The following is a 20,202-nucleotide window of genomic DNA, read 5'->3' as shown; positions in this document are numbered from 1 at the left end:
GGCCTCACCCCTGCCTCGATGGATCGAAGGCCAGCAACCGAAGCGCGTTCAGCGTGACCAGCACCGTGGCGCCGGTATCGGCGAGGATGGCGATCCAAAGCCCGGTGATGCCCAGGACCGACGTCACGAGGAACACCGCCTTCAGCCCCAGTGCAATGGTCACGTTCTGGCGGATATTGCCCATCGTGGCGCGCGCCAGCCGGATCAGCGCGGGCACATCGCCGACCCGGTCGCGCAGGATCGCCGCATCCGCCGTTTCCAGCGCCACGTCGGTGCCCGAGCCCATCGCCACCCCGACCGTGGCCTGTTTCAGCGCCGGGGCGTCGTTGATGCCGTCGCCGATCATCATCACGCCGCCGCTGGCGCCCATGGCACGAATCGCTTCCAGCTTGTCCTCGGGCATCATCTCGGCCTGCCAGCCCATGCCGAGACCCCCGGCGATGGCCGCCGCGGTGCGCGGGTTGTCGCCCGTCAGCATCACCGCACCGACGCCCATGGCCCGCAACTGCCGCATGGCCTCGGCGGCATCGGTGCGCGGCTCGTCGCGCATGGCGATCAGGCCGAAGGGGTGACGGTCGCGGAACACGGCGACCACGGTCTTGCCTTCGTCCTCCAGTTCGGTGACACGTCGGATCGACAGGGCTTCGATCCCTCCGGCCTCCGCCGCATGGCGGGGCGAAGACACCCAGGTGGGGGCGCCGTCCACCTCGGCCTCGACACCCTTGCCGATGATGGCGCGGGCCTCGCGGGCGGGCAGCGGGGTGATGCCGACGGCCTCGACCCGGCGCAGGATCGCCTTTGCCAACGGGTGCGACGATCCGGCCTCGACCCCGCCAGCCACGGCCAGCAGTTCGGCCTCGCTCACGCCTTCCGCCGGGACCACATCGGTCACCTCGGGCTTGCCGCGCGTCAGCGTTCCGGTCTTGTCGAAGGCCACCCGCGCGATACCCGCAGCGGTCTCGATCACCACGCCGCCCTTCATCAGCAGGCCCCGCCGCGCGCCCGAGGACAAAGATGAGGCGATGGAAGCGGGAACCGAGATCACCAGCGCGCAGGGGCAGCCGATCAGCAGCAGCGCCAGCCCGCGATAGATCCAGGTCTCCCAATCCTGCCCGAAAGCCAGCGGCGGGATCAGCACCACCAGCGCCGACAGCGAGACGATGGTCGGCATATACCAGCGGCTGAAGCGGTCGATGAAGCGTTCGGTGGGCGCGCGGGCGTCCTCGGCCTCCTCGACCAGCCGGATGATGCGGCTGATGGTGTTGTCCGAGGCCGCCCGCGTCACCCGCACCCGCAGCGCGGCCTCGGCGTTGATCGAGCCCGCGAAGACCGGCTCGCCCGGCCCGCGCGTGCGCGGCACGCTTTCGCCGGTGACCGGGCTTTCGTCGATGCCGCTCGTGCCCTCGACGATCTCGCCATCCGCCGGGATACGGTCGCCGGGGCGGACCAGAACGGTCTGGCCGATCTGGAGGCTGTCGGCGGGAACCTCGCGGGTCTGGCCGCCCATCTCAAGCAGCGCGGTCTTGGGCACCAGATCGGCCAGCGAGCGGATGCCGTCGCGCGCCTTGTTGGCCGCCACGCCCTCCAGCACCTCGCCCACGGCGAAGAGGAAGACGACCAACGCCGCCTCCTCCGCCGCGCCGATGAACAGCGCGCCCACGGCGGCGATGGACATCAGGCTTTCGATGGTGAAGGGTTGGCCCATGCGCAGCGCCTGCCAGGCACGCCTTGCCACCGGCGCCACGCCGATCACACAGGCAGTCACGAAGGCCCAATAGCCGTAATCGGAGCCACTCAGCAGTTCGAACGCCGTGGCAGCGGCCAGCAGCAGCCCGGTCAGGATCACCAGCCTGCCCTTGGCGGTTTGATACCAGCGCTTGCCCCGGTCGGCGGGGTCGTCGTGGCTATGCCCGCCATGTTCATGGGGCAGTGAAGGTTCAGCGCCAGGCAGCACGAAGGCTTTCTTGCGCGGCGCGTCCTGGCCCTTCGGCGCGATGCCATAACCCAACCGGCGCACCGCATCCTCGATCTGGTCGCGGCTGGTGCCGCCCGGTTGCAGGGTCAGCGACAGCCTCTCGGCCATCAGCCCGACCGAGACATCGCCCACCCCCGGCATCCCGCCAAGCGCCGCCGTAATCTTGCGGGTGCAGGCGGCGCAATCCATACCCGTCACCGTCCATTCGACCCGTTCGGCCTGTTCGTCACGCATCGCTCATCTCCTGCCCGCGCATTCCGCAGGCCCTTGTCCTCGATGATTCGGGAACCTAGTCTCTCTAGCGACTAGAGCTTCAAGGGATTTCTCATGCTCTCCATCGGAAAACTCGGCGCGGCGACCGGGGTGAAGGTGCCGACCATCCGCTATTACGAGCAGATCGGCCTTCTGCCCGAAGCCGAGCGCAGCGCCGGCAACCAGCGCCTTTACGGACCAAAGACGCAGGAGCGGCTGGGGTTCATCCGCCATGCGCGCGAGTTGGGCTTCCCGCTGGAAGCGATCCGCGAATTGCTGAGCCTCTCCGACCGCCCCGACATCCCCTGCGCCGCCGCCGACGAGATCGCCAGGCGCCAGCTTGCGGCGGTCAATGCCCGCATCGAGCGGCTGAGGGCCCTGCAAGCCGAACTTGAGCGCATGATCGTCCAATGCGCCCATGGCAGCATCTCGGACTGCCGCGTCATCGGGGTGCTGGCCAACCACGGGCTTTGCCTGCATGGCGATCATGGCGTGGCCCGAGCCGAATAGCCGCGGCTTCTCGCCAATCGAAGCATGAACAGAAGTGATCATCCGCGAACCTCCGGGCTTCGCAAGCCGCCGCAGGACGAACCTGCGGCGAGGTCCTCAAAACACGGCAACCTGCGTGCCGATCTCGGCCAGCCCGTAAAGCTCGGTGACATGCTCGTTATAGAGGCCGTAGCAGCCGTTGGATGACATGCGGCCTATCTTGCGGGTGTCATGGGTGCCGTGAACGAGATAGGCGGGCCAGGAAAGATAGAGGCCGTAAGCGCCTAGGGGGTTGTCGGGATCGCCGCCTTCGACGCGCAATGGCAGGTCCGGATCCCTCTTGCGCATGTCCGGTGTCGGCGTCCATGGCGGGTTCTTCGCCTTGCGCACGATCTCGGTCTTGCCGCGCTTGGTCAGCTCTTCGCTTAGCGGCACCGAGCAGGGATAGAGGCGATAGGTCGCCTCGTCTGCGGACCAATAATGCAGCGCCCGCGACGAGACATCTGCCAGGATCACGCCGACCCCTAGGCTGCTGAAGTGATCGCTCCAATGCTGCATCCGGAATGACGACAGATTTCGACGCGAATCGGCACTCGCGTCGACCTGCCAGGTGCCGATATCGGGTGCCTGCCCCGGAGCGGCATTGCCGTAAATCATATTTCCTGTGGTGGGGTCGACCTGCTGCGCAAACGCCCCCAACGCGCCGCTACCGGCACACACCAACCCGCCGACGAATGCCCTGCGACCAAGGCCAGCGCCCTTGAAACCCTTATCCATGATGATGACTCAATTCGTTCTGTCTGCGATGACATCGGCCTTGGCACCACAACCATTCAAGTGCGACGACAGTGATGTTCCAAGCTGATGGCGAATTGCGCCCGAGGCGCGGGATCAGACGGAGAGGGTTCTCGGGGGGCGTTCTTGTAGCGCCGGTCCTGCGGTTTTCCAGGGAGACGGTATAAACAAGCGGTCAAGTTTGCCGCTCTTCAGCGCAACGCCATACTGTGTGGGTTGAATCTCGATGGCCCCATGTGCAGGGCAGGACCAGCTGCAGGCCGTTTCATCGCTGCTGCAACTGCCGCTCAGCATACAGGACGCATTGCTGGAAGCGGCAACCGGTTCGGGCTCTTGCCCAACCGCTGTCTCCACCGCGACCTGCTGCGATGCCGCCATCCCGTCATGCGCCACCGATATGATCAGGGTGACGTTCATTACGGCGAGCATGAATATCATGGCAAGCAGGCGCATCATGTCGCCATCGGTAGAATGAACGCGTCGCAAAGTCCATCCGCATGTGATCGCAAGTTCGTGTAGGGTGGCATGGGTATGGCGCAGATCGTGCGGTCGAATGTCCGTGGGAAGACCCGCCCGTCAGCGAATGGTCGGCCAATTGAGGTCCATCTTGCCGATGAGGGTTCCATCGGTGCGCTAGACCACGATGACTCCTCCGACAACCAGACCGCCGAGACCAACTCCGAGATTACTCCAATGCCCCGCGCTAACCATCACAGCCGATGCAGATGTCTAAACCAGCACGGATGGTCGGAAAGGCCAATAGCCATTCCGAAATCTAGTCACCCGGAATCCGCGGCAGACTGTTCTACTTCGTCGCCAACGGAATAATGTCTACTACAGCTTTCAGAGCGTTGAAGTCCAATGGCGGCTTCGGGCTCGTCACGTCGATGAAGTGACAACGACTAGGTCGCTGATTTGGTCAGAGATCTGACGGTAAGCCAGAACTGCGTGACGAGTGAGAGGTAAAGAAAATGGCGCACCCATCAGGATTCGAACCTGAGACCTCACCCTTCGGAGGGGTGCGCTCTATCCAGCTGAGCTATGGGTGCCTTCTGCTTACGCAGTGCTTACGCGAATTTTTCGTCGGTTGGAAGACCAGAAATCCGATCTTTCAAGTTGTTGTTTTGTCGGCCTCTTTTCACATCTCGCAACTAGCATTCGAGGTTGACATCCGCCTTCGGAGGGCAGCGCTCTATCCAGCTGAGCTACGGGTGCGTTGGGCCTTGCTTACGCGATATCCCGGCGGGTGGGAAGGGATATCATGCGCTTTCGCGGCGACTTTTTCGTCGGGGTCAGCCGAAAAGGTCGCGGCAGAATTCCAGCCCCTCGATCAGCGCATCCACCTCGGCGCGGGTGTTATACATCGCGAACGACGCGCGGGCCGAGGCGGTAAGGCCGTAGAATTCCATCAGCGGCATGGCGCAATGCGAACCGGCGCGCACCGCGATCCCGCGCTTGTCGAGGATCGTGGACAGGTCATGGGCATGGGCGCCCTGCATCACCATCGAGAAGATCGCGCCCTTGTCCGGCGCATCCCCCTGAACGGCCAGCCAGTTCAGCCCGCGCAGCCGGTCGCGGGCATAGTCGCGAAGGCCGCGTTCATGCGCGGCGATCCGATCCATGCCGACCGACATCAGGTATTCAAGCGCGGCGCCAAGCCCGATCTGGTTGACGATGCCGGGGGTGCCCGCCTCGAACCGCAGGGGCGGGTCGGCATAGGTGATTCCGTCGCGGGTCACGGTGCGAATCATGTCGCCACCACCAAGGAAGGGGCGCATCTCGGCCTGACGCTCGCGCCGGATCCAGATCGCGCCGGAACCCGAGGGACCGTAGAGCTTGTGCCCGGTGATAACATAGAAATCGACGCCAAGCGCGGACAGGTCGATGGGCATGTGAACGGCGGCCTGGCTGCCATCGGCCAGCACCGGCACGTCGGTGCCCCGCGCAATCGCGCCGACATCGACCACGGTGCCGGTCACGTTCGACATATGGGTGACGGCGATCAGCCGGGTCCGGGGTCCCACGGCGGCCAGCACCTTTTCGGGGGGCAGGCTGCCGTCGGGTTCAGGCTCGACCCATTTCAGCACCACGCCCTGCCGTTCGCGCAGGAAATGCCAGGGAACGATATTGGCGTGATGTTCCAGCACGGAAAGGACGATCTCGTCGCCCGGCTGAAGGCGCGGGGCGGCCCAGGCATAGCTGACCAGGTTGATCCCCTCGGTCGCGCCCGAGGTAAAGACCACCTCGGATTCCTCGGCGGCGTTCAGGAAGCGGGCGATGGTGCCGCGAACGGCCTCGTATTTCTCGGTGGCGAGGTTGGACAGGTAGTGCAGGCCCCGGTGAACATTGGAGTATTCCTGGGAATAGGCCTGGCTGATCGCGTCGATCACGCATTGCGGCTTTTGCGCGCTCGCGCCGCTGTCCAGATAGACCAGCGGCCGGTCGTTCACCCTGCGCGCCAGGATGGGAAAATCAGCGCGGATCTTTTCGACGTCATAGGTCATTTTGCGGCACCTCGGGCATCAGGCCAAGCGCGTTCAGCACGATCGACAGGACCATGACGACCACCATGAAGGTGGCGACGCTGCCAAGCAAGACCATGAAAAGGCTTCGGAATCCATGCAGCGCACGGATCATCTGCAAGAACAGGTAAAAGGCCAGCCCAAAGGCCAGAAAGCCCAGGGCCATGCCAAGCGGCGGCAGGATCAGCATCACCAGCAGGTAAAAGACCTGGAAGGCGACCAGCAACAGCTCGACCCAGGCGACGACCAGCAGCGCGTCGGCGAAACTGCCCTGCCCGCCAAAGGCCCGGCCCGCATGGGCGATCAGCACGGCCAGCACGGCCATGCCCCCGAATTGCAGCGCCGCCATGCGCAGGGGCTGGCGGACCAGCGCCAGCAGCGGGTCCTGCGAAGGGCCGCCCGACATCCCCAGCGAGCCAGCCAGCAGCGTCGAAAGCGCGACGGCCAGGGCCAGCGCCATCCACCGCTCGGCCAGCGAAAGGTTCAGCCCGCGCAGCGCCTGCATGGCGCGGTCGGGCCGCTGCACGGTCATCAGGGCAAGCTGTTTCAGATCGTTGAATGTCATTTTCGTTCCGCGAGAACGCGCAAACCTGCGCCCCAGATGAAAAGGAAGCCAAGCCCCGAAACCAGGCGCGTGGCCTGCAAGGCGGGGCCGGGACCGATCACGCCCGCCACCATCCCGGACAGCAGCATGGCGGGGCAGACCGCCAGCAAGGCCCAGAACAGCGCCAGCCGGGAATCCTTCTGTTCCAGCCGCCAGGGCGTCAGCCGGGCCAGCAACCCGACCAGCCCGGCGGCCAGATAGCACAGCAGCGGCATGATGAACATCACCGCCATCAGCGCGCCCGCGATCCGCGCGTTCAGCGGGATCGCGGGATCAAGCCGCGCCGCGCGGGCGTGCAGGGGCAGTTGCGACACCCAGAAGACCAGCATCGCCCCCATCAGCACCGCCAGCAGCGCGCTTTCGGGGATTTCGCGCAAGCCGCGCACCACCTGCCCCGGCGCCCGCCAACTGCGCAGAAGGCGGGGCGTCAGGCCCGGCGCGGTCATGCTTCGCTGTCTTGCGCCCTCTGGATCAGCCATGCCTCAAGCCTTTCGGAAATGCGCGCGCGCAGATCGTCGTCCTCGACCTCTTCCAGCGCATCCGCAAGGAAGGACAGCACCAGCAGCACCACCGCCCGCGCCTGCGGCACCCCGCGCGAGCGCAGGTAGAACAGCGCGGTTTCGTCCAGCGCGCCGGTGGTCGAGCCGTGGCTGCACTTGACGTCATCGGCGTAGATTTCCAGCTCGGGCTTGGCAAGGAACTGGCTGTCGCCATCCAAGAGCAGCGACTGGCTGATCTGGTAGCCGTCCGTCTTCTGCGCGCCGGGCTTGACCAGAATCTTGCCCTGGAAAACGCCCGTCGCACCGTTTCTCAGCACCTTCTTGAAGACCTGGCGGCTTTCGCAGCGTTCGGCCCCGTGGGTGATGAAGACGGTGTTGTCGTGATGGAAACGCCCGTCCGCCCCGTCCCCCAGCACCGCCGAGGCGACATGCGCCACCGAGTCGTCGCCCACGATGTCAATCACGCTTTCGTTGCGCATCATGCGGCCATCGACGACCAGTTCGAAGGACTTGAACAGCGCATTCGCACCGACGCGGGCGAAGATATGGCCGATGCCGGTCTTCGGCTCGCCCCCACGCTTGGCGGCGATGTGGTGCAGGCGCCCGGTTTCGGCCACGTCCGCCTCGATCACCACGTTCGAGCGCGCGCCGATCATCCCGGTTTCCAACAGCGTCAGCTCCGCCCCCGGCTCGACACGCAGGACATGGCGCAGATAGACATCCGCACCCGCGTCGCTGCGGCGATAGACCAGATGGATGGGCCGCGCGGGCTTGCCGGTCACGCGGATCAGCACCCCGTCGGGCGCGGCCAGCGTGTTCAGGATCGCATGGGGGCGGCGGACGGGGTTTTGCCCCGCGGTTTCCAGCGCGCCGTAGATTTCCCCGGCCCAGTGATCGGCCTGGCTATCGGCACGCGACAGCACGTCCAGTTCGACCCCTTCCAGCGCCAGCGGGTCCGAGGCACCGGCGTCGAAGCGCCCGTCCACGAAGACCAGCCGCAACTGCCCGACGCCCTCGAAAAGCGGGGCGTCCTGCGGGCCTTCCGGCACCGGCAGCGGCTCGGCCTTTTCGGCATTCAGCGCATGGGGGGGGGTATAGCGCCAGTATTCGTCGCGCGCATGGGGCAGGCCCGCCAGGGCCAGCCGGTCCGCCGCGTCAGCGCGGGCCGCAGCCGTGAAGCCACCCTTCGGCAAGTCGAGCGCGGCAAGCCTGCGGGCCAGCGGGCTGTCCACCGCACCCGCCGCCTCGATCCGGTCCAGAGCCGCGGTCATCACCCCACCTCCGCCAAGAGGTCGCCGTAACCGTTCCGCTCGACCTCCAGCGCCAGTTCGGGGCCGCCCGATTTCACGATCCGGCCCTCGGCCATGATATGCACGACATCGGGTTTGATATGGTCCAGAAGCCGTTGATAATGCGTGATGACCAGGAATGCACGATCCGGCGCGCGCAGGGCGTTCACACCTTCGGAAACCAGCCGCATCGCATCGACGTCAAGGCCCGAGTCGGTCTCGTCCAGAATCGCCATGCGCGGCTCCAGCATGGCCATTTGCAGGATTTCGTTGCGCTTCTTTTCACCGCCCGAGAAACCCACGTTCACCGGACGCTTGAGCATGTCGGCGTCGATCTTGAGCGACTTGGCCTTTTCCCGCACCAGCTTGAGGAAATCGCCCGAGGACAGTTCCTCTTCGCCCCGCGCCTTGCGCTGCGCGTTCACCGCTGTGCGCAGAAAGGTCAGGTTGCCGACGCCGGGGATCTCGACCGGATACTGGAACGCCAGGAAAAGACCCGCCGCCGCGCGTTCCTCGGGTTCCTGCTCCAGCAGGTCCTCGCCCTCCAGGCTGGCGCTGCCTTCGGTCACCTCATAGCCGTCGCGGCCCGAAAGCACATAGGCCAGCGTGGATTTCCCCGAGCCGTTCGGCCCCATGATCGCATGCACCTGCCCGGCGGGGACCGTCAGATCGACCCCTTTCAGGATCTTCTTGCCGCCTTCCTCAAGTTCGGCGTGCAGGTTCTTGATTTCCAGCATATTCTTTCCCTATTCAATCGTGACGGCGGCCCTTGGGGCGGCACCGGCGGCATCTGTTCAAAACCGGCTTATCCAACCGATCCCTCAAGGCTGATTGCGACCAGCGACTGCGCTTCCATCGCGAATTCCATCGGCAGGGCCTGCAACACATCGCGGCAGAAACCGTTGACGACCAGGGCCACGGCCTCTTCCTCGTCCATGCCGCGGGCGCGGCAATAGAAAAGCTGGTCGTCATCGACCTTGCTGGTCGTCGCCTCGTGTTCGACGCGGGACGAATTGTTGCGCACCTCGATATAGGGCACGGTATGCGCGCCGCATTGATCGCCGATCAGCAAGCTGTCGCATTGCGTATAGTTGCGGCTGTTGACCGCCTTGGGATGCATCGAGACCAGCCCGCGATAGGTGTTCTGCGCCCTGCCCGCCGAGATCCCCTTGGACACGATGCGCGAGCGGGTGTTCCTGCCCATATGCACCATCTTGGTGCCGGTGTCGGCCTGCTGCTGGTTGTTGGTAATCGCGATCGAGTAGAACTCGCCTTGGCTGTCGTCGCCGCGCAGAAGGCAGGACGGATATTTCCAGGTGATCGCGCTGCCGGTTTCCACCTGCGTCCACATCACCTTGGCGCGGGCCTCGCGGCAATCGGCGCGCTTGGTGACGAAGTTGTAGATGCCGCCCTTGCCTTCCTCGTCGCCCGGAAACCAGTTCTGGACGGTGGAATATTTCACCTCGGCATCTTCCAGCACGACGATTTCCACCACCGCCGCATGAAGCTGTGCGGTGTCGCGCTTGGGCGCGGTGCAGCCTTCCAGGTAGCTGACATAGGCGCCCTTGTCGGCGATGATCAGCGTCCGCTCGAACTGGCCGGTATTTTCGGCATTGATGCGGAAATAGGTCGAAAGCTCCATCGGGCAGCGGGTGCCGGGGGGGACGTAGACAAAGCTGCCGTCCGAGAACACCGCGCTATTGAGCGCCGAATAATAGTTGTCGCCCTGCGGCACGACCGTGCCCAGGTATTTCTTCACCAGTTCGGGATGTTCGCGGATCGCCTCGCTGATCGAGCAGAAGATCACGCCCGCCTTGGCCAGTTCGTCCTTGAAGGTGGTGCCGACGCTGACCGAATCGAAGACCGCGTCCACCGCGACCCTGCGCGCTTCGGCGGGGGTGTCGCCCGCGCCTTCGACGCCCGCAAGGATCATCTGCTCCTTCAGCGGAATGCCCAGCTTTTCATAGGTCGCCAGCAGCTTGGGATCGACCTCGTCCAGCGATTTCGGCTTTTCGGCCATGCTCTTGGGGCGCGCGTAGTAATACTGGTCCTGAAAGTCGATGGCCGGGATGTCCAGCATCGCCCATTCGGGCAGCTTCATCTGCTGCCAGCGGCGGAAGGCCTTCAGCCGCCATTCCGTCATCCATTCGGGTTCTTCGTTCTTTTCCGAGATCAGGCGGACAATGTCCTCGTTCAGCCCCTTGGGGGCATATTCCATCTCGATTTCGGTTTCCCAGCCATATTTGTAGCTGCCCATGTTCTGGACGGTCTCGACGGTTTCACGGTCGACGCCCTCGCGGACCTCCAGCTCCGGGGTTGCGGCCAGATCAGCCATCGTTATCCTTTCCGGCGGTCGCCCGCACTTCATTCCGTTCTCGCCAGCGGCGCCAGGCATCCAGCCAGGCATCCGCGAAACGCATCACATCCCGTTCCGCCGTCGTCGGGCCGAACGAGATGCGAATCGCACAACCCGCCTGATCGGACGGAACGCCCAAGGCCTGCAAGACGCTGCTGGAGCGAACCTTGCCGGATGAGCAAGCCGAGCCAGCCGAGACCGCAAAACCAGCAAGGTCCATCTGCATCACCTGCGTCTCGCCCCGCCAGCCCGGAGTCAGGGCCAGCAGAGTATTGGGCAGGCAGCGGGAATCGCTTGCTGGGAATGTAACATTTTCCGCCCCGGATTCCAGAGATGCGCGCAGAGAATCGCGAATTTCACGCATCTTCTCGGGGATTCCTTGATCCAGATCATTTTGCGCGGCCTTCGCGGCGGCGGCAAAGCCCATGATGCCGATCAGGTTTTCCGTGCCCGAGCGGCGGCCCTGCTCTTGCCCGCCGCCTTTCAACTGCGCCTCGACCTCGGTGCCGCGCCGCACGATCAGCGCCCCGATCCCGCGCGGCCCGCCCAGCTTGTGGGCGGAAACGAAGCCCGCCTCGATCCCCAGCCAGTTGAAGGCAAAGGGGATCTTTCCGAAAGCCTGCGTCAGGTCGCTGGCGGCCAGCCCTTGCGGCAGGTCCTGGATCATCCCGGTTTCGGCATTGGCCAGTTGCAGCGTGGCACGCGCCGGGTCGTCCACCTGCACCGTCCCGTCCGGCGCGACCGGCAGATCGTCGCGGCACCACGCCCGGACAGCGGCATGTTCGACCGCCGCACAACGCAGATCGCGCCCGGCCAGGATCAGCGCGGCGGATTCCGTCGCGCCCGAGGTGAAGATGACGTCCGCCCCCTCGGCCCCAAGGGCGGCGGCGACATCCTCGCGCGCGCGTTCCAGCGCCGATTTGGCCGCCCGTCCCTCGGCATGGACGGCCGAGGGGTTGCCGGTGATTTCACTCGCCTCGAACATGGCGGCGCGGGCCTCGGGGCGCAGCGGCGCGGTGGCGTTCCAGTCCAGATAGACGCGGCTCATTCGCTGTCCTTTCCCGCGTTGCCGTTCAGGCTGGCCGCGATCCGTTCGGCCAGCTTGCGGGCGACCTCGCGCTTGCTCATGCGCGGCCATTCCTCGGACCCGTCGGCGCGCACCAGCGTCACCGCGTTTTCCTGCCCGCCCATGATCCCGGTCGCGGGGCGCACGTCATTGGCCAGGATCCAGTCGCAGCCCTTGCGGGCCAGCTTGGCGCGGGCATTGGCCAGCACATCGTCGGTTTCGGCGGCAAAGCCCACGACGAGGCCGGGACGCTGCGGGCCGGGCTGGCTGATCCAGGCCAGGATATCGGGGTTTTCGACGAATTGCAGGTCGGGCTGGCGGCCCGACCCGTCCTTCTTCATCTTGGACGCCTGCGGATCGCGGACGCGCCAGTCGGCGACCGCCGCCGCCATCACGGCGGCATCGGCGGGCAACGCGGCCTCGACCGCCTCGCGCATTTGCTGCGCGGTCTCGACGCGGATCACCTCGACCCCTTCGGGCGGCGCGACCTCGGCGGGGCCGGTGACGAAGCTGACGCGCGCGCCAAGATCGCGCAGCGCCGCCGCGATGGCCGCCCCCTGCGCGCCGCTGGAGCGGTTGGCGATGTAGCGCACCGGGTCGATCGGCTCATGCGTGGGTCCCGAGGTGACCACGACATGCCGGTCGCTCAGCACCCCGCGCGAGGGCAGGCTGACGACCGCCTCGGGCGGCAGGCGCAGGGGGCGCGACTGGCCCAGGGCGACGCGGATCGCGTGGAGGATACCTTCCGGCTCGCTCATGCGGCCCGCGCCGAATTCGCCGCAAGCCATCTCGCCCTCGTCGGGGCCGACGAAGCGGATGCCGTCCTTTTGCAACTGCGCGATATTGCGCTGCGTGGCGGCGTGGGTCCACATCCGCACGTTCATCGCAGGCGCGACCAGCACCGGCTTGTCCGTCGCCAGCAGCAGCGTCGTCGCCAGATCGTCGGCCAGCCCCCCCGCCATGCGCGCCAGCAGGTTCGCGGTCGCAGGCGCGACCACGACCAGGTCGGCGGCGCGCGAAAGCTGGATATGGCCCATCTCGGATTCGCGGGTCAGGTCGAACAGTTCGGTATGGCAAGGCGCCTCGGCCAGCGAGGACAGCGACAGAGGCGTGACGAATTGCGCGCCCGCCGGCGTCAGGACGGGCGTGACCGACGCGCCTTCGCGCCGCAGCAGGCGAATCAGTTCGGGTATCTTGATGGCGGCGATTCCGCCCCCCACGATCAGAAGAATACGGCTGCCCTGCATCGCGACCCCCTTGCTGTGACCATGCGAGACATAAGGGCTGCGCGCCCCCCCGGCAAGCGACGTGCCCGTTAACCTTTTCTTAAACCAAGGCGATTAAACACGGATCAGGGAAAGGGCCGGGCAAGACATGGTGACGATCGCATATTCCGTGGCCTTCGAGGGGGTCGAGGCGCGGCTGGTCGAGGTGCAATGCTCGGTCGCGGCGGGGCTGCCCGCCTTTCATATCGTCGGCCTGCCCGACAAGTCGGTCAGCGAGGCGCGCGAAAGGATCCGCGCGGCCTTTGCGGCCATGTCGGTCGCGCTGCCCTCGCGCCGGATCACGGTCAACCTTTCGCCCGCCGACTTGCCTAAGGAAGGCTCGCATTTCGACCTGCCCATCGCGCTGGCGATCCTTGCCGCGGTCGAACTGGTGCCCGCCGAGGAACTGGAGCGCGTGGTGTCCCTGGGCGAACTTGCGCTGGACGGCAGGCTGGCCCCGGTCAGTGGCGCCCTGCCCGCCGCGATGGCCGCAGCCGAGGATGATCGGTCGCTGATCTGCCCCGCCGCCTGCGGCGCCGAAGCCGCATGGACCCAGGCCGTGCCCGTCTTCGCGCCGCCCACCCTGCGCGATGCGGTCAACCACCTGACCGGGCGCGCGCCCCTTGCCCGCGCCCATCCGGGCGAGGTCGCGGCGGCACCGCCGACCGCCGATCTGGCCGAGGTCAAGGGGCAGGAACGCGCCCGCCGGGCGCTGGAAATCGCCGCCGCCGGGCGCCATCACCTGCTGATGGTCGGCCCGCCCGGCGCGGGCAAGTCGATGCTGGCCGCCCGCCTGCCCGGCATCCTGCCGCCGCTGACCCCCGCCGAGGCGCTGGAAACCTCGATGATCCATTCGCTGGCGGGGATGCTGACGGGGGGCGGCATCTCGCGACGGGCGCCGTTTCGCGACCCCCATCACGGCGCCTCGATGCCCGCGATGGTCGGCGGCGGCCGCGCCGCACGACCGGGCGAGATCAGCCTGGCCCATAACGGCGTCCTTTTCCTGGACGAATTCCCCGAGTTTTCGCGCCAGGTCCTGGAAACCCTGCGCCAACCCATCGAAACGGGCGAGGTCGCCGTCGCCCGCGCCAATGCCCACGTCCGCTACCCCTGCCGCTTCCTGCTGATCGCCGCCGCCAATCCCTGCCGCTGCGGCCACCTGTCCCAGCCCGCGCGCGCCTGCCCCCGCGCGCCCGGCTGCGGGGCGGATTATCTGGGCAGGATCAGCGGCCCGCTGATGGACCGTTTCGACCTGCGCATCGAGGTGCCCGCCGTGGCGCTGGCCGACCTGCAAACCGGCGCGGTGGGCGAATCCTCGGCCACCGTCGCCGCCCGCATCGCGGATGCGCGCGAACTGCAGGCCCGGCGCTATGCCGGGCACCCGCAGTTGCGCACCAATGCCGATATCTCGGGCAAGGCGCTGGAAGAACTCGCCACCCCCGACAGCGAGGGGCAGGAGCTTGCTCTTCGTGCCGCCGAGCGGCTGCAATTGACGGCAAGGGGGTATCACCGCATCCTCAAGACCGCGCGGACGATCGCGGATCTCGACCATTCGCCGCAGGTCCGTGCGCCCCATGTCGCCGAAGCGGTCAGCTATCGCCTGCCCTTCGTGCCGGGCGGCTGACCTCATCCTGCTCGCGCGCAGCGGCCTGCCGTTCGGACTTGCGCAGCGCCTGGGGCGAGATGCCATAGGCGTCGCGGTAAGCCTTGGCGAAATGCGAGGCCGAGGAAAAACCGCAGGCCAGCGCGATCTCGACGATGGGTTTCGAGCTGTGGACCAGCAGCAGCCGCGCCCGGTCCAGCCGCAGGTTCATGTAATAGCGCGCGGGCGAGATGCGCAGCTTGCTTTGGAAAAGCCGCTCGATCTGGCGGCGGGTCAGGCCAAGGCCGGCCATCAATTCGTCCACCGGCACCGGGTCCGAAAGGGAATCGTGCATCCGTTCGATCAGGGTTTCGACCGCGTGGTGGTAATGGCTGGCCTGCGGGGTCAGCATCAGGCGCTGCGGATCCTTCGCACTGCGGACGCGATCGACCAGCGCCCGGTCGCAGACCGCGGTCACGATCTTGTCGCCATGCCTTTCGCGCAGCAGGTGCAGCATCAGGTCGAACGAGGCCGCGCCCCCGGCACAGGTGATCACGTCGCCGTCGATCTCGAACAGCGCGGGACGGACCGAGGCATTGCGGAACTGTTCGGCGAAGCTGGGAAAGTTCTCCCAATGGATCACGCATCTGCGGTCGTTCAGCAGCCCGGCCTGCGCAAGCACATAGGCGCCAGTGCAGAGGCTGGCGACGGTGACACCCTCGCGCCGGCATTCGCGCAGCCAGGACTCGATCCGGCTGCCGGTGTATTTCTGGACGTTCATCCCGCCGCAGACGACGACCGTGCAAGGCCCGTCGCCACGCCGGGGAACCGGCCTTTCGTCGGCCAGCGCGGCATCGCAATGCAGCGTCACCCCGCAGCTTGCCCGGACGGCCTGCCCCTCGCTGCCAAGGATGCGCCAGGAATAGGCCGCACGGCCCAGCGCGGCATTGGCCATGCGCAGCGCCTCGACCGCCGGGGCGAAGGCCAGCATGGTGAACTCCGGCAATAGCAGGAATATGAAATCATGTCGTTTTTCAGTAACTTCAGACATCCGGCACCGTATAGGCTGGCAGCATCAAGGCTGGCAGGTGCATTTCCCGATCATGCGTCCGGGTCAGGTTCCCATATCCCGGTGCCGCGCGATACGGGTTTTCGCGGCCCCGGCCTGTTTCGACCATATGTTGAAATGGGGTGCCTAGGCCTCGACCTCAAGCTTTCCGAGCGGTTTCGAGCAGCAGGCGAGGATATAGCCTTCCTCGATTTCCTCGTCGAGGATGCCACCGTTGTGTTCCATTTCGACCCGACCCGAGATCTTCATGATCTTGCAGGTGCCGCACAGGCCCGATTCGCAGGCGGCGGGAATGCGGACGCCTGCCGCGCGGGCGGCTTGCAGGACGGTCTGGCCGGGCTGGCAATCGGCGGTGACATCCGAATCGGCAAAGCGGACCGGCACCGCGGCCTGGCCCTCCATCTCGGCCTCGGCTTCGGAAACCGGCTCGGTCGGGACGCTTTCCAGCGGCAGGCCAAAGCTTTCCTGATGATAATGGGCCATGTCGAAGCCCGCATCCCCCAGCAGCGACCGGACATGGCGCATGAAACCGTCGGGTCCGCAGCAAAACACCTCGCGGTCAAGAAAATCGGGGGCGAGCATGGGCAGGCGCGCGGCGTCGATCTGCCCGCGATGGCCCGACCAGCCGCGCTGATGCGCGCGTTCTTCGACGATGAAGCCAAGGTCCAGCGCAGACATGCGATGGCTGAGCAGTTCCAGTTCCTGCCGGAAGATCAGGTCCTCGGGGCGGCGGGCGCAATGGATGAAGGCGACATCCGTGCCCGGCGCGCAATCCGACAGCCAGCGCAGCATCGACATCATCGGCGTGATGCCCGACCCGGCCGAGATGAACAGGTAGCGCGACGCAGGATGGGCGAAATGCGTGAACTGCCCCGCAGGCCCGTAAGCCCGCAACAGGCTGCCGGGCGCAAGGTTGTCGAACATCCAGCGCGTGCCCACGCTGTCGGGCTGCGCCTTGACCGTGACCGAGATCGAGAACGGCCGCGAAGGCGTCGAGGACAGCGTATAGGTCCGCATCAAGGGCTCGTCCCCGACCGGCAGTTCCAGCGTGATGAACTGGCCGGGCTGGTAGCGGAACCACGTCTGCGCATCCGAGCGGAAGGTGAAGGTCTTCACCTCGGGCGCCTCGTCGGCGACGCTGACCACCTCCAGCGCCTGAAGGCGGTCGTCCCAGGGCGTCATCTCGTCCAGGTGCCGGTAGAGACCGGGATCGGACGGCAGGTCGATCTGCGTCACGTCAGGCGACATCCTTCAAGGGCCGGGCACCTGCACCCTGCAGGCGGGGCGCCATGAATTCCTTGTACCATTCGACGAACTGGATCACGCCGCCCTCGTGCAGTTCCGAATAGGGTCCGGGTTCATAGGCCGGGGATTCGATGCCGCGGGCGTTTTCCTCGACGATCTGGCGGTCCTGATCGTTGGTGTGGTTCCAGACATGGGTCAGGTTTTCCAGATCGTAATCGACCCCTTCCACCGCATCCTTGTGGACCAGCCATTTCGTGGTCACCGCCGTCCGGTTCGGTCCCAGTGGCATGACGCGGAAGGTCACGGCATGGTCCTTGAGCACGTGGTTCCAACTGCTGGGATAGTGAAACAGCATCAGCGCGCCGATACCGTCCACGGCCAGGTCGGACAGGTTGCGCGACACCGCGGGCTTGCCGTTCATCGTATAGCTGACCGAATCCCCCAGCAGGGGCGAGCGGATGGCGCGGAACTGCCCGCTTTCGTGCATGTGGAACCGCGCGGGCAGCCCGGCGGATTCGCATTTGCGCCAATGGGCCGACATCTCGGGGTCGGTGGCCTCGCCCGTGATATGGGTGACGCTGGGCGCCTCGGGGTAGGTCTTGCACAGTTCGGGATGGTTGCCCGCGCAGTGATAGCATTCGCGGTTGTTTTCCCAGACCAGTTTCCAGTTGCCTTCCTCGATGATGGTCGTCTCATGCGCGACCTTGGCGTTGGCCAGGTCGTGGGGAAGGAAGTAAGGCTCGACCAGATCGCGGACGGGCTGGAAATCGGCAGGCTCGTCGGCAAGGCAGATGAAGATGTAACCCGCGACCCGTTCGCAGGCGACGGGCTTGAGCGAATGCTGCGAAGGGTCGAAATCGTCACCCATCTGGCGCGCGAACAGCAGCTTGCCGTCCAGGTCGTAGGTCCATTGGTGATAGGGGCAGACCAGCTTGGCGGTCGTGCCCTTTTCCTTCAGGCAGACGCGGCTGCCGCGATGGCGGCATGAATTGTGAAAGGCGCGGATCTCTCCGTCGCGGCCACGCACGACGACCACGGGATAGGCGCCCACTTGCAGGGTGATGTAATGTCCGGGCTTGGTCAGTTCGCAATCATGCCCGGCAAACAGCCAGTCGCGATACCAGGTCAGTTCAAGGTCCTGCTTGAAGAACTCGGGGTCCTTGTAGAAGGGCTGGGGCAAGGAATAGCCGTATTGATGCGAGCGGATCAGATCAAGCATGTCGTCGCGGATGGTCATGGCGGTTCCTCCCTCCTTGCGGGGTTCCGAAATGGCTGTGCCCGGACCTGTTCCGGGGCGCTGGACCGTCAGAATACCGATGCCGGATTCGCGCGGCTTTCAGTTTTGCGACATCCCGAAGGCGCAAAAATATCATCGGCAGAAAGCAGCCCGTTTCCCGGCGTCAGGAAGGGTCCGCCTCGGGCCTTACGCGAGCCTGATGCGGCGTCGTTCCGAAGCGGCGGCGGAACATCCGGCTCAGATGGGACGAATCGCAAAAACCGCATTCGACCGCGATGGCCGAGATCGTCTTGCCCGAGGTCAGGACCAGGTGGTGCGCCAGCGACAGGCGGATGTCGAGAAAGGCCGCCTGGGGCGAGATGTCCAGCGCCGCGCGGAAATGACGTTCGAGCTGGCGCTTGCTGGTGCCCATCCGCGACGCGATGGCCGAGATCGGCGGCGGCGTGTCGATATGCTGCTGCATGATCAGCAGGGCACGGCGCACGACCGGATCGCCGGTCTTGAGGTTCAGCGGAATGCCGGGCTGCGGCTTTTCCCCCTGCAAGGCATCGTCGATGATCATGATGTGCAGGCTTTTGCTGGCATGGGCGCGGCCGATGTGCTTTTCGACCAGATAGGCGGCAAGATGGGCCGAACTGGCCCCGCCCGAACAGGTCAGCCGGTCCCGATCCACGATGAAGATGCGGTCGGAAACCGGCTGCAACCCCTCGAACTGTTCCAGGAAATCGGCGTGATGGAACCAGCTTACACAGCATTTGTAACCGTCGAGCAGCCCCGCCCGGTGCAGCACGAAAGCGCCCGAGCATATCCCGATCAGCGGCACCCCCACCTGCGACGCCCTTTGCAGGTATTGCCGGTAGGCGGGGCTGACATGGTCGATCCCGTCGGTCAGCCCGCCGATGACCGCGATGTAATCGAAACGCGCCGGGTCGCCCAGGCGTTCATGCGGCTGGACCCCGACCCCGCAGCTTGAGGTGATCACATCCATCCGGTCCGACACGATCGCCCAATCGCACAGGATCGGCCTGCTGCGGTCGCCCTCATCCGCCGCCAGCCGCAGCACGTCGACGAAATTCGCGAAGGCGCAAAGCGTGAAGCGCCGGGTCAGGACGAAGCCCACCGAAAGCCGGGGACCGGGGCCGCGCGGGCGCCGCGCGGGATGGGGCTGCGGACGGCCCGGCGGATATGTCATCGGCTGATCCCCCAAGGCGGGTTTCCTTGCAAGTTGTCGTAGCCTTGATACGGCGATGACGCAAATCTTCTTTCCTTGCGCCATTTCGTCGCAATAATCCGTGGAAGGTCGGGCAGGTCCCGGAATCGAGAGAGAGGAATGACATGTCTGGTTTTCCTGACAAGGCGCGGGTGGTCATCGTCGGGCTTGGGGGCATCGTGGGTGCCTCGGTCGCGCATCACCTGATCCTGCGCGGATGGGACGATATCGTGGGCATCGACAAGTCGGGTATCCCGACCGATATCGGCTCGACCGCGCATGCATCGGATTTCTGCTATGCGACCAGCCACGATTTCCTGACCACCTGGACCACGCTCTATTCCATCGATTTCTTCGAGAAGATGGGCCATTACGCCAAGGTCGGCGGGATCGAGGTCGCGCGGGTCGGCGACGAGGCCCGCCTGAACGAACTGAAACGCAAGGTCGCCTCGGGCAAGGCCTTCGGCACGCGCGCGGCGATGATCAGCCCCGCCGAGGTCAAGGCGAAGTTCCCGCTGGTCGAAGAGGACCAGATCCAGGGCGCGCTGTGGGACCCCGATGCCGGGCTGGTGGTGCCGCGTTCGCAGACCGTGGCGGGCAAGCTGGTCGATCAGGGCACCGCCTCGGGCAAGCTGCGCGCCTTTGCCAACTGTGCCGCGACCTCGCTGGTGATCGAGGACGGGCGCATCCGGGGCGTCGTCACCCCGCGCGGGACCATCATGGCCGACCTGGTGATCGTCTGCGCG

Annotated in this window: 18 protein-coding genes and 1 tRNA gene; 3 read left to right on the top strand and 16 right to left on the bottom strand. The window is 65.8% G+C overall.

Annotated elements, in window-relative coordinates:
* Positions 1 to 4: 4 nt before the first annotated feature.
* Positions 5 to 2,209 (bottom strand): heavy metal translocating P-type ATPase, encoded by a 2,205-nt coding sequence (locus tag Q0O97_RS14205; protein ID WP_294930624.1) that lies wholly within the window; start codon positions 2,207 to 2,209, stop codon positions 5 to 7.
* A 93-nt stretch (positions 2,210 to 2,302) separates the two neighbouring features.
* On the opposite strand from Q0O97_RS14205, the gene Q0O97_RS14200 reads away from it, so the two are divergent.
* Positions 2,303 to 2,737 carry a helix-turn-helix domain-containing protein gene (locus tag Q0O97_RS14200; protein ID WP_294930621.1) on the top strand — a complete coding sequence of 145 codons (435 nt, stop codon included), beginning with the start codon at positions 2,303 to 2,305 and terminating at the stop codon, positions 2,735 to 2,737.
* Between the two features lie 96 nt (positions 2,738 to 2,833).
* Here the strand turns inward: Q0O97_RS14200 and Q0O97_RS14195 are convergent, their stop codons facing one another.
* From Q0O97_RS14195 to coaBC, 11 genes are all read right to left on the bottom strand, one after another.
* Entirely contained in the window at positions 2,834 to 3,493 is a 660-nt protein-coding gene (locus tag Q0O97_RS14195; RefSeq protein ID WP_294930618.1) for a L,D-transpeptidase, read from the bottom strand.
* A 114-nt stretch (positions 3,494 to 3,607) separates the two neighbouring features.
* Positions 3,608 to 3,967, bottom strand: coding sequence for a hypothetical protein (locus tag Q0O97_RS14190; RefSeq protein ID WP_294930615.1), 360 nt, complete (start codon positions 3,965 to 3,967; stop codon positions 3,608 to 3,610).
* 516 nt (positions 3,968 to 4,483) lie between these two features.
* Positions 4,484 to 4,560, bottom strand: a tRNA-Arg gene (locus tag Q0O97_RS14185).
* A gap of 243 nt (positions 4,561 to 4,803) precedes the next feature.
* Positions 4,804 to 6,015: a cysteine desulfurase gene (locus Q0O97_RS14180; RefSeq protein WP_294930612.1), complete on the bottom strand. Its 1,212-nt coding sequence runs from the start codon at positions 6,013 to 6,015 to the stop codon at positions 4,804 to 4,806.
* Positions 6,005 to 6,598, bottom strand: coding sequence for a Yip1 family protein (locus Q0O97_RS14175; protein WP_294930609.1), 594 nt, complete (start codon positions 6,596 to 6,598; stop codon positions 6,005 to 6,007). The genes Q0O97_RS14180 and Q0O97_RS14175 overlap by 11 nt, the downstream gene beginning before the upstream one ends.
* Positions 6,595 to 7,116, bottom strand: coding sequence for a hypothetical protein (locus Q0O97_RS14170; RefSeq protein ID WP_294930606.1), 522 nt, complete (start codon positions 7,114 to 7,116; stop codon positions 6,595 to 6,597). The genes Q0O97_RS14175 and Q0O97_RS14170 overlap by 4 nt, the downstream gene beginning before the upstream one ends.
* On the bottom strand, positions 7,080 to 8,408 hold the full coding sequence (locus tag Q0O97_RS14165; protein ID WP_294930603.1) for a SufD family Fe-S cluster assembly protein: 1,329 nt from the start codon (positions 8,406 to 8,408) through the stop codon (positions 7,080 to 7,082). Before Q0O97_RS14165 ends, Q0O97_RS14170 begins: the two co-directional genes overlap by 37 nt.
* Positions 8,408 to 9,163, bottom strand: a complete 756-nt coding sequence (gene sufC, locus Q0O97_RS14160) for a Fe-S cluster assembly ATPase SufC (protein WP_294930601.1) — start codon at positions 9,161 to 9,163, stop codon at positions 8,408 to 8,410. Before sufC ends, Q0O97_RS14165 begins: the two co-directional genes overlap by 1 nt.
* A gap of 68 nt (positions 9,164 to 9,231) precedes the next feature.
* Complete coding sequence (sufB, locus tag Q0O97_RS14155) at positions 9,232 to 10,752, bottom strand: Fe-S cluster assembly protein SufB (RefSeq protein WP_294930670.1); 1,521 nt, start codon at positions 10,750 to 10,752, stop codon at positions 9,232 to 9,234.
* Position 10,753: 1 nt separating this feature from the next.
* Positions 10,754 to 11,830 carry a cysteine desulfurase family protein gene (locus Q0O97_RS14150; protein ID WP_294930598.1) on the bottom strand — a complete coding sequence of 359 codons (1,077 nt, stop codon included), beginning with the start codon at positions 11,828 to 11,830 and terminating at the stop codon, positions 10,754 to 10,756.
* Complete coding sequence (gene coaBC, locus Q0O97_RS14145; RefSeq protein WP_294930595.1) at positions 11,827 to 13,095, bottom strand: bifunctional phosphopantothenoylcysteine decarboxylase/phosphopantothenate--cysteine ligase CoaBC; 1,269 nt, start codon at positions 13,093 to 13,095, stop codon at positions 11,827 to 11,829. Before coaBC ends, Q0O97_RS14150 begins: the two co-directional genes overlap by 4 nt.
* Before the next feature lie 127 nt (positions 13,096 to 13,222).
* On the opposite strand from coaBC, the gene Q0O97_RS14140 reads away from it, so the two are divergent.
* The gene (locus tag Q0O97_RS14140) at positions 13,223 to 14,737 is read left to right on the top strand and encodes a YifB family Mg chelatase-like AAA ATPase (RefSeq protein ID WP_294930592.1); all 1,515 of its coding nucleotides are present in this window, start codon (positions 13,223 to 13,225) and stop codon (positions 14,735 to 14,737) included.
* On the opposite strand, the gene Q0O97_RS14135 is transcribed toward Q0O97_RS14140, so the two are convergent.
* From Q0O97_RS14135 to Q0O97_RS14120, 4 genes are all read right to left on the bottom strand, one after another.
* Positions 14,703 to 15,686 (bottom strand): GlxA family transcriptional regulator, encoded by a 984-nt coding sequence (locus Q0O97_RS14135; RefSeq protein ID WP_294930589.1) that lies wholly within the window; start codon positions 15,684 to 15,686, stop codon positions 14,703 to 14,705. The genes Q0O97_RS14140 and Q0O97_RS14135 overlap by 35 nt on opposite strands.
* Before the next feature lie 204 nt (positions 15,687 to 15,890).
* Positions 15,891 to 17,000, bottom strand: coding sequence for a hybrid-cluster NAD(P)-dependent oxidoreductase (locus tag Q0O97_RS14130; protein WP_294930584.1), 1,110 nt, complete (start codon positions 16,998 to 17,000; stop codon positions 15,891 to 15,893).
* Position 17,001: 1 nt separating this feature from the next.
* A complete protein-coding gene (locus Q0O97_RS14125; RefSeq protein WP_366125261.1) occupies positions 17,002 to 18,246 on the bottom strand; it encodes an aromatic ring-hydroxylating dioxygenase subunit alpha in 1,245 nt (414 codons plus the stop codon).
* Positions 18,247 to 18,409: 163 nt separating this feature from the next.
* Positions 18,410 to 19,438, bottom strand: coding sequence for a GlxA family transcriptional regulator (locus tag Q0O97_RS14120; protein ID WP_294930580.1), 1,029 nt, complete (start codon positions 19,436 to 19,438; stop codon positions 18,410 to 18,412).
* A 143-nt stretch (positions 19,439 to 19,581) separates the two neighbouring features.
* Here Q0O97_RS14120 and Q0O97_RS14115 point away from each other — a divergent pair.
* A partial coding sequence (locus Q0O97_RS14115; protein ID WP_294930575.1) for an FAD-binding oxidoreductase occupies positions 19,582 to 20,202 on the top strand: 621 nt, incomplete at its 3' end.

Source organism: uncultured Paracoccus sp. (assembly GCF_945915435.1).
In the GTDB taxonomy this organism is placed as follows: Bacteria; Pseudomonadota; Alphaproteobacteria; order Rhodobacterales; family Rhodobacteraceae; genus Paracoccus.
Note: the sequence above shows the minus strand (reverse complement) of the source record. Positions and strands in the feature narration are given on the sequence as shown.

Excerpts from the sequence above, each read along its gene's own strand:
- Q0O97_RS14205 (WP_294930624.1), bottom strand. The coding sequence starts at position 2,209 with ATGCGTGACGAACAGGCCGAACGGGTCGAATGGACGGTGACGGGTATG.
- Q0O97_RS14200 (WP_294930621.1), top strand. The coding sequence starts at position 2,303 with ATGCTCTCCATCGGAAAACTCGGCGCGGCGACCGGGGTGAAGGTGCCG.
- Q0O97_RS14195 (WP_294930618.1), bottom strand. The coding sequence starts at position 3,493 with ATGGATAAGGGTTTCAAGGGCGCTGGCCTTGGTCGCAGGGCATTCGTC.
- Q0O97_RS14190 (WP_294930615.1), bottom strand. The coding sequence starts at position 3,967 with ATGATGCGCCTGCTTGCCATGATATTCATGCTCGCCGTAATGAACGTC.
- Q0O97_RS14180 (WP_294930612.1), bottom strand. The coding sequence starts at position 6,015 with ATGACCTATGACGTCGAAAAGATCCGCGCTGATTTTCCCATCCTGGCG.
- Q0O97_RS14175 (WP_294930609.1), bottom strand. The coding sequence starts at position 6,598 with ATGACATTCAACGATCTGAAACAGCTTGCCCTGATGACCGTGCAGCGG.
- Q0O97_RS14170 (WP_294930606.1), bottom strand. The coding sequence starts at position 7,116 with ATGGCTGATCCAGAGGGCGCAAGACAGCGAAGCATGACCGCGCCGGGC.
- Q0O97_RS14165 (WP_294930603.1), bottom strand. The coding sequence starts at position 8,408 with ATGACCGCGGCTCTGGACCGGATCGAGGCGGCGGGTGCGGTGGACAGC.
- sufC (WP_294930601.1), bottom strand. The coding sequence starts at position 9,163 with ATGCTGGAAATCAAGAACCTGCACGCCGAACTTGAGGAAGGCGGCAAG.
- Q0O97_RS14150 (WP_294930598.1), bottom strand. The coding sequence starts at position 11,830 with ATGAGCCGCGTCTATCTGGACTGGAACGCCACCGCGCCGCTGCGCCCC.
- coaBC (WP_294930595.1), bottom strand. The coding sequence starts at position 13,095 with ATGCAGGGCAGCCGTATTCTTCTGATCGTGGGGGGCGGAATCGCCGCC.
- Q0O97_RS14140 (WP_294930592.1), top strand. The coding sequence starts at position 13,223 with ATGGTGACGATCGCATATTCCGTGGCCTTCGAGGGGGTCGAGGCGCGG.
- Q0O97_RS14135 (WP_294930589.1), bottom strand. The coding sequence starts at position 15,686 with ATGCTGGCCTTCGCCCCGGCGGTCGAGGCGCTGCGCATGGCCAATGCC.
- Q0O97_RS14125 (WP_366125261.1), bottom strand. The coding sequence starts at position 18,246 with ATGACCATCCGCGACGACATGCTTGATCTGATCCGCTCGCATCAATAC.
- Q0O97_RS14120 (WP_294930580.1), bottom strand. The coding sequence starts at position 19,438 with ATGACATATCCGCCGGGCCGTCCGCAGCCCCATCCCGCGCGGCGCCCG.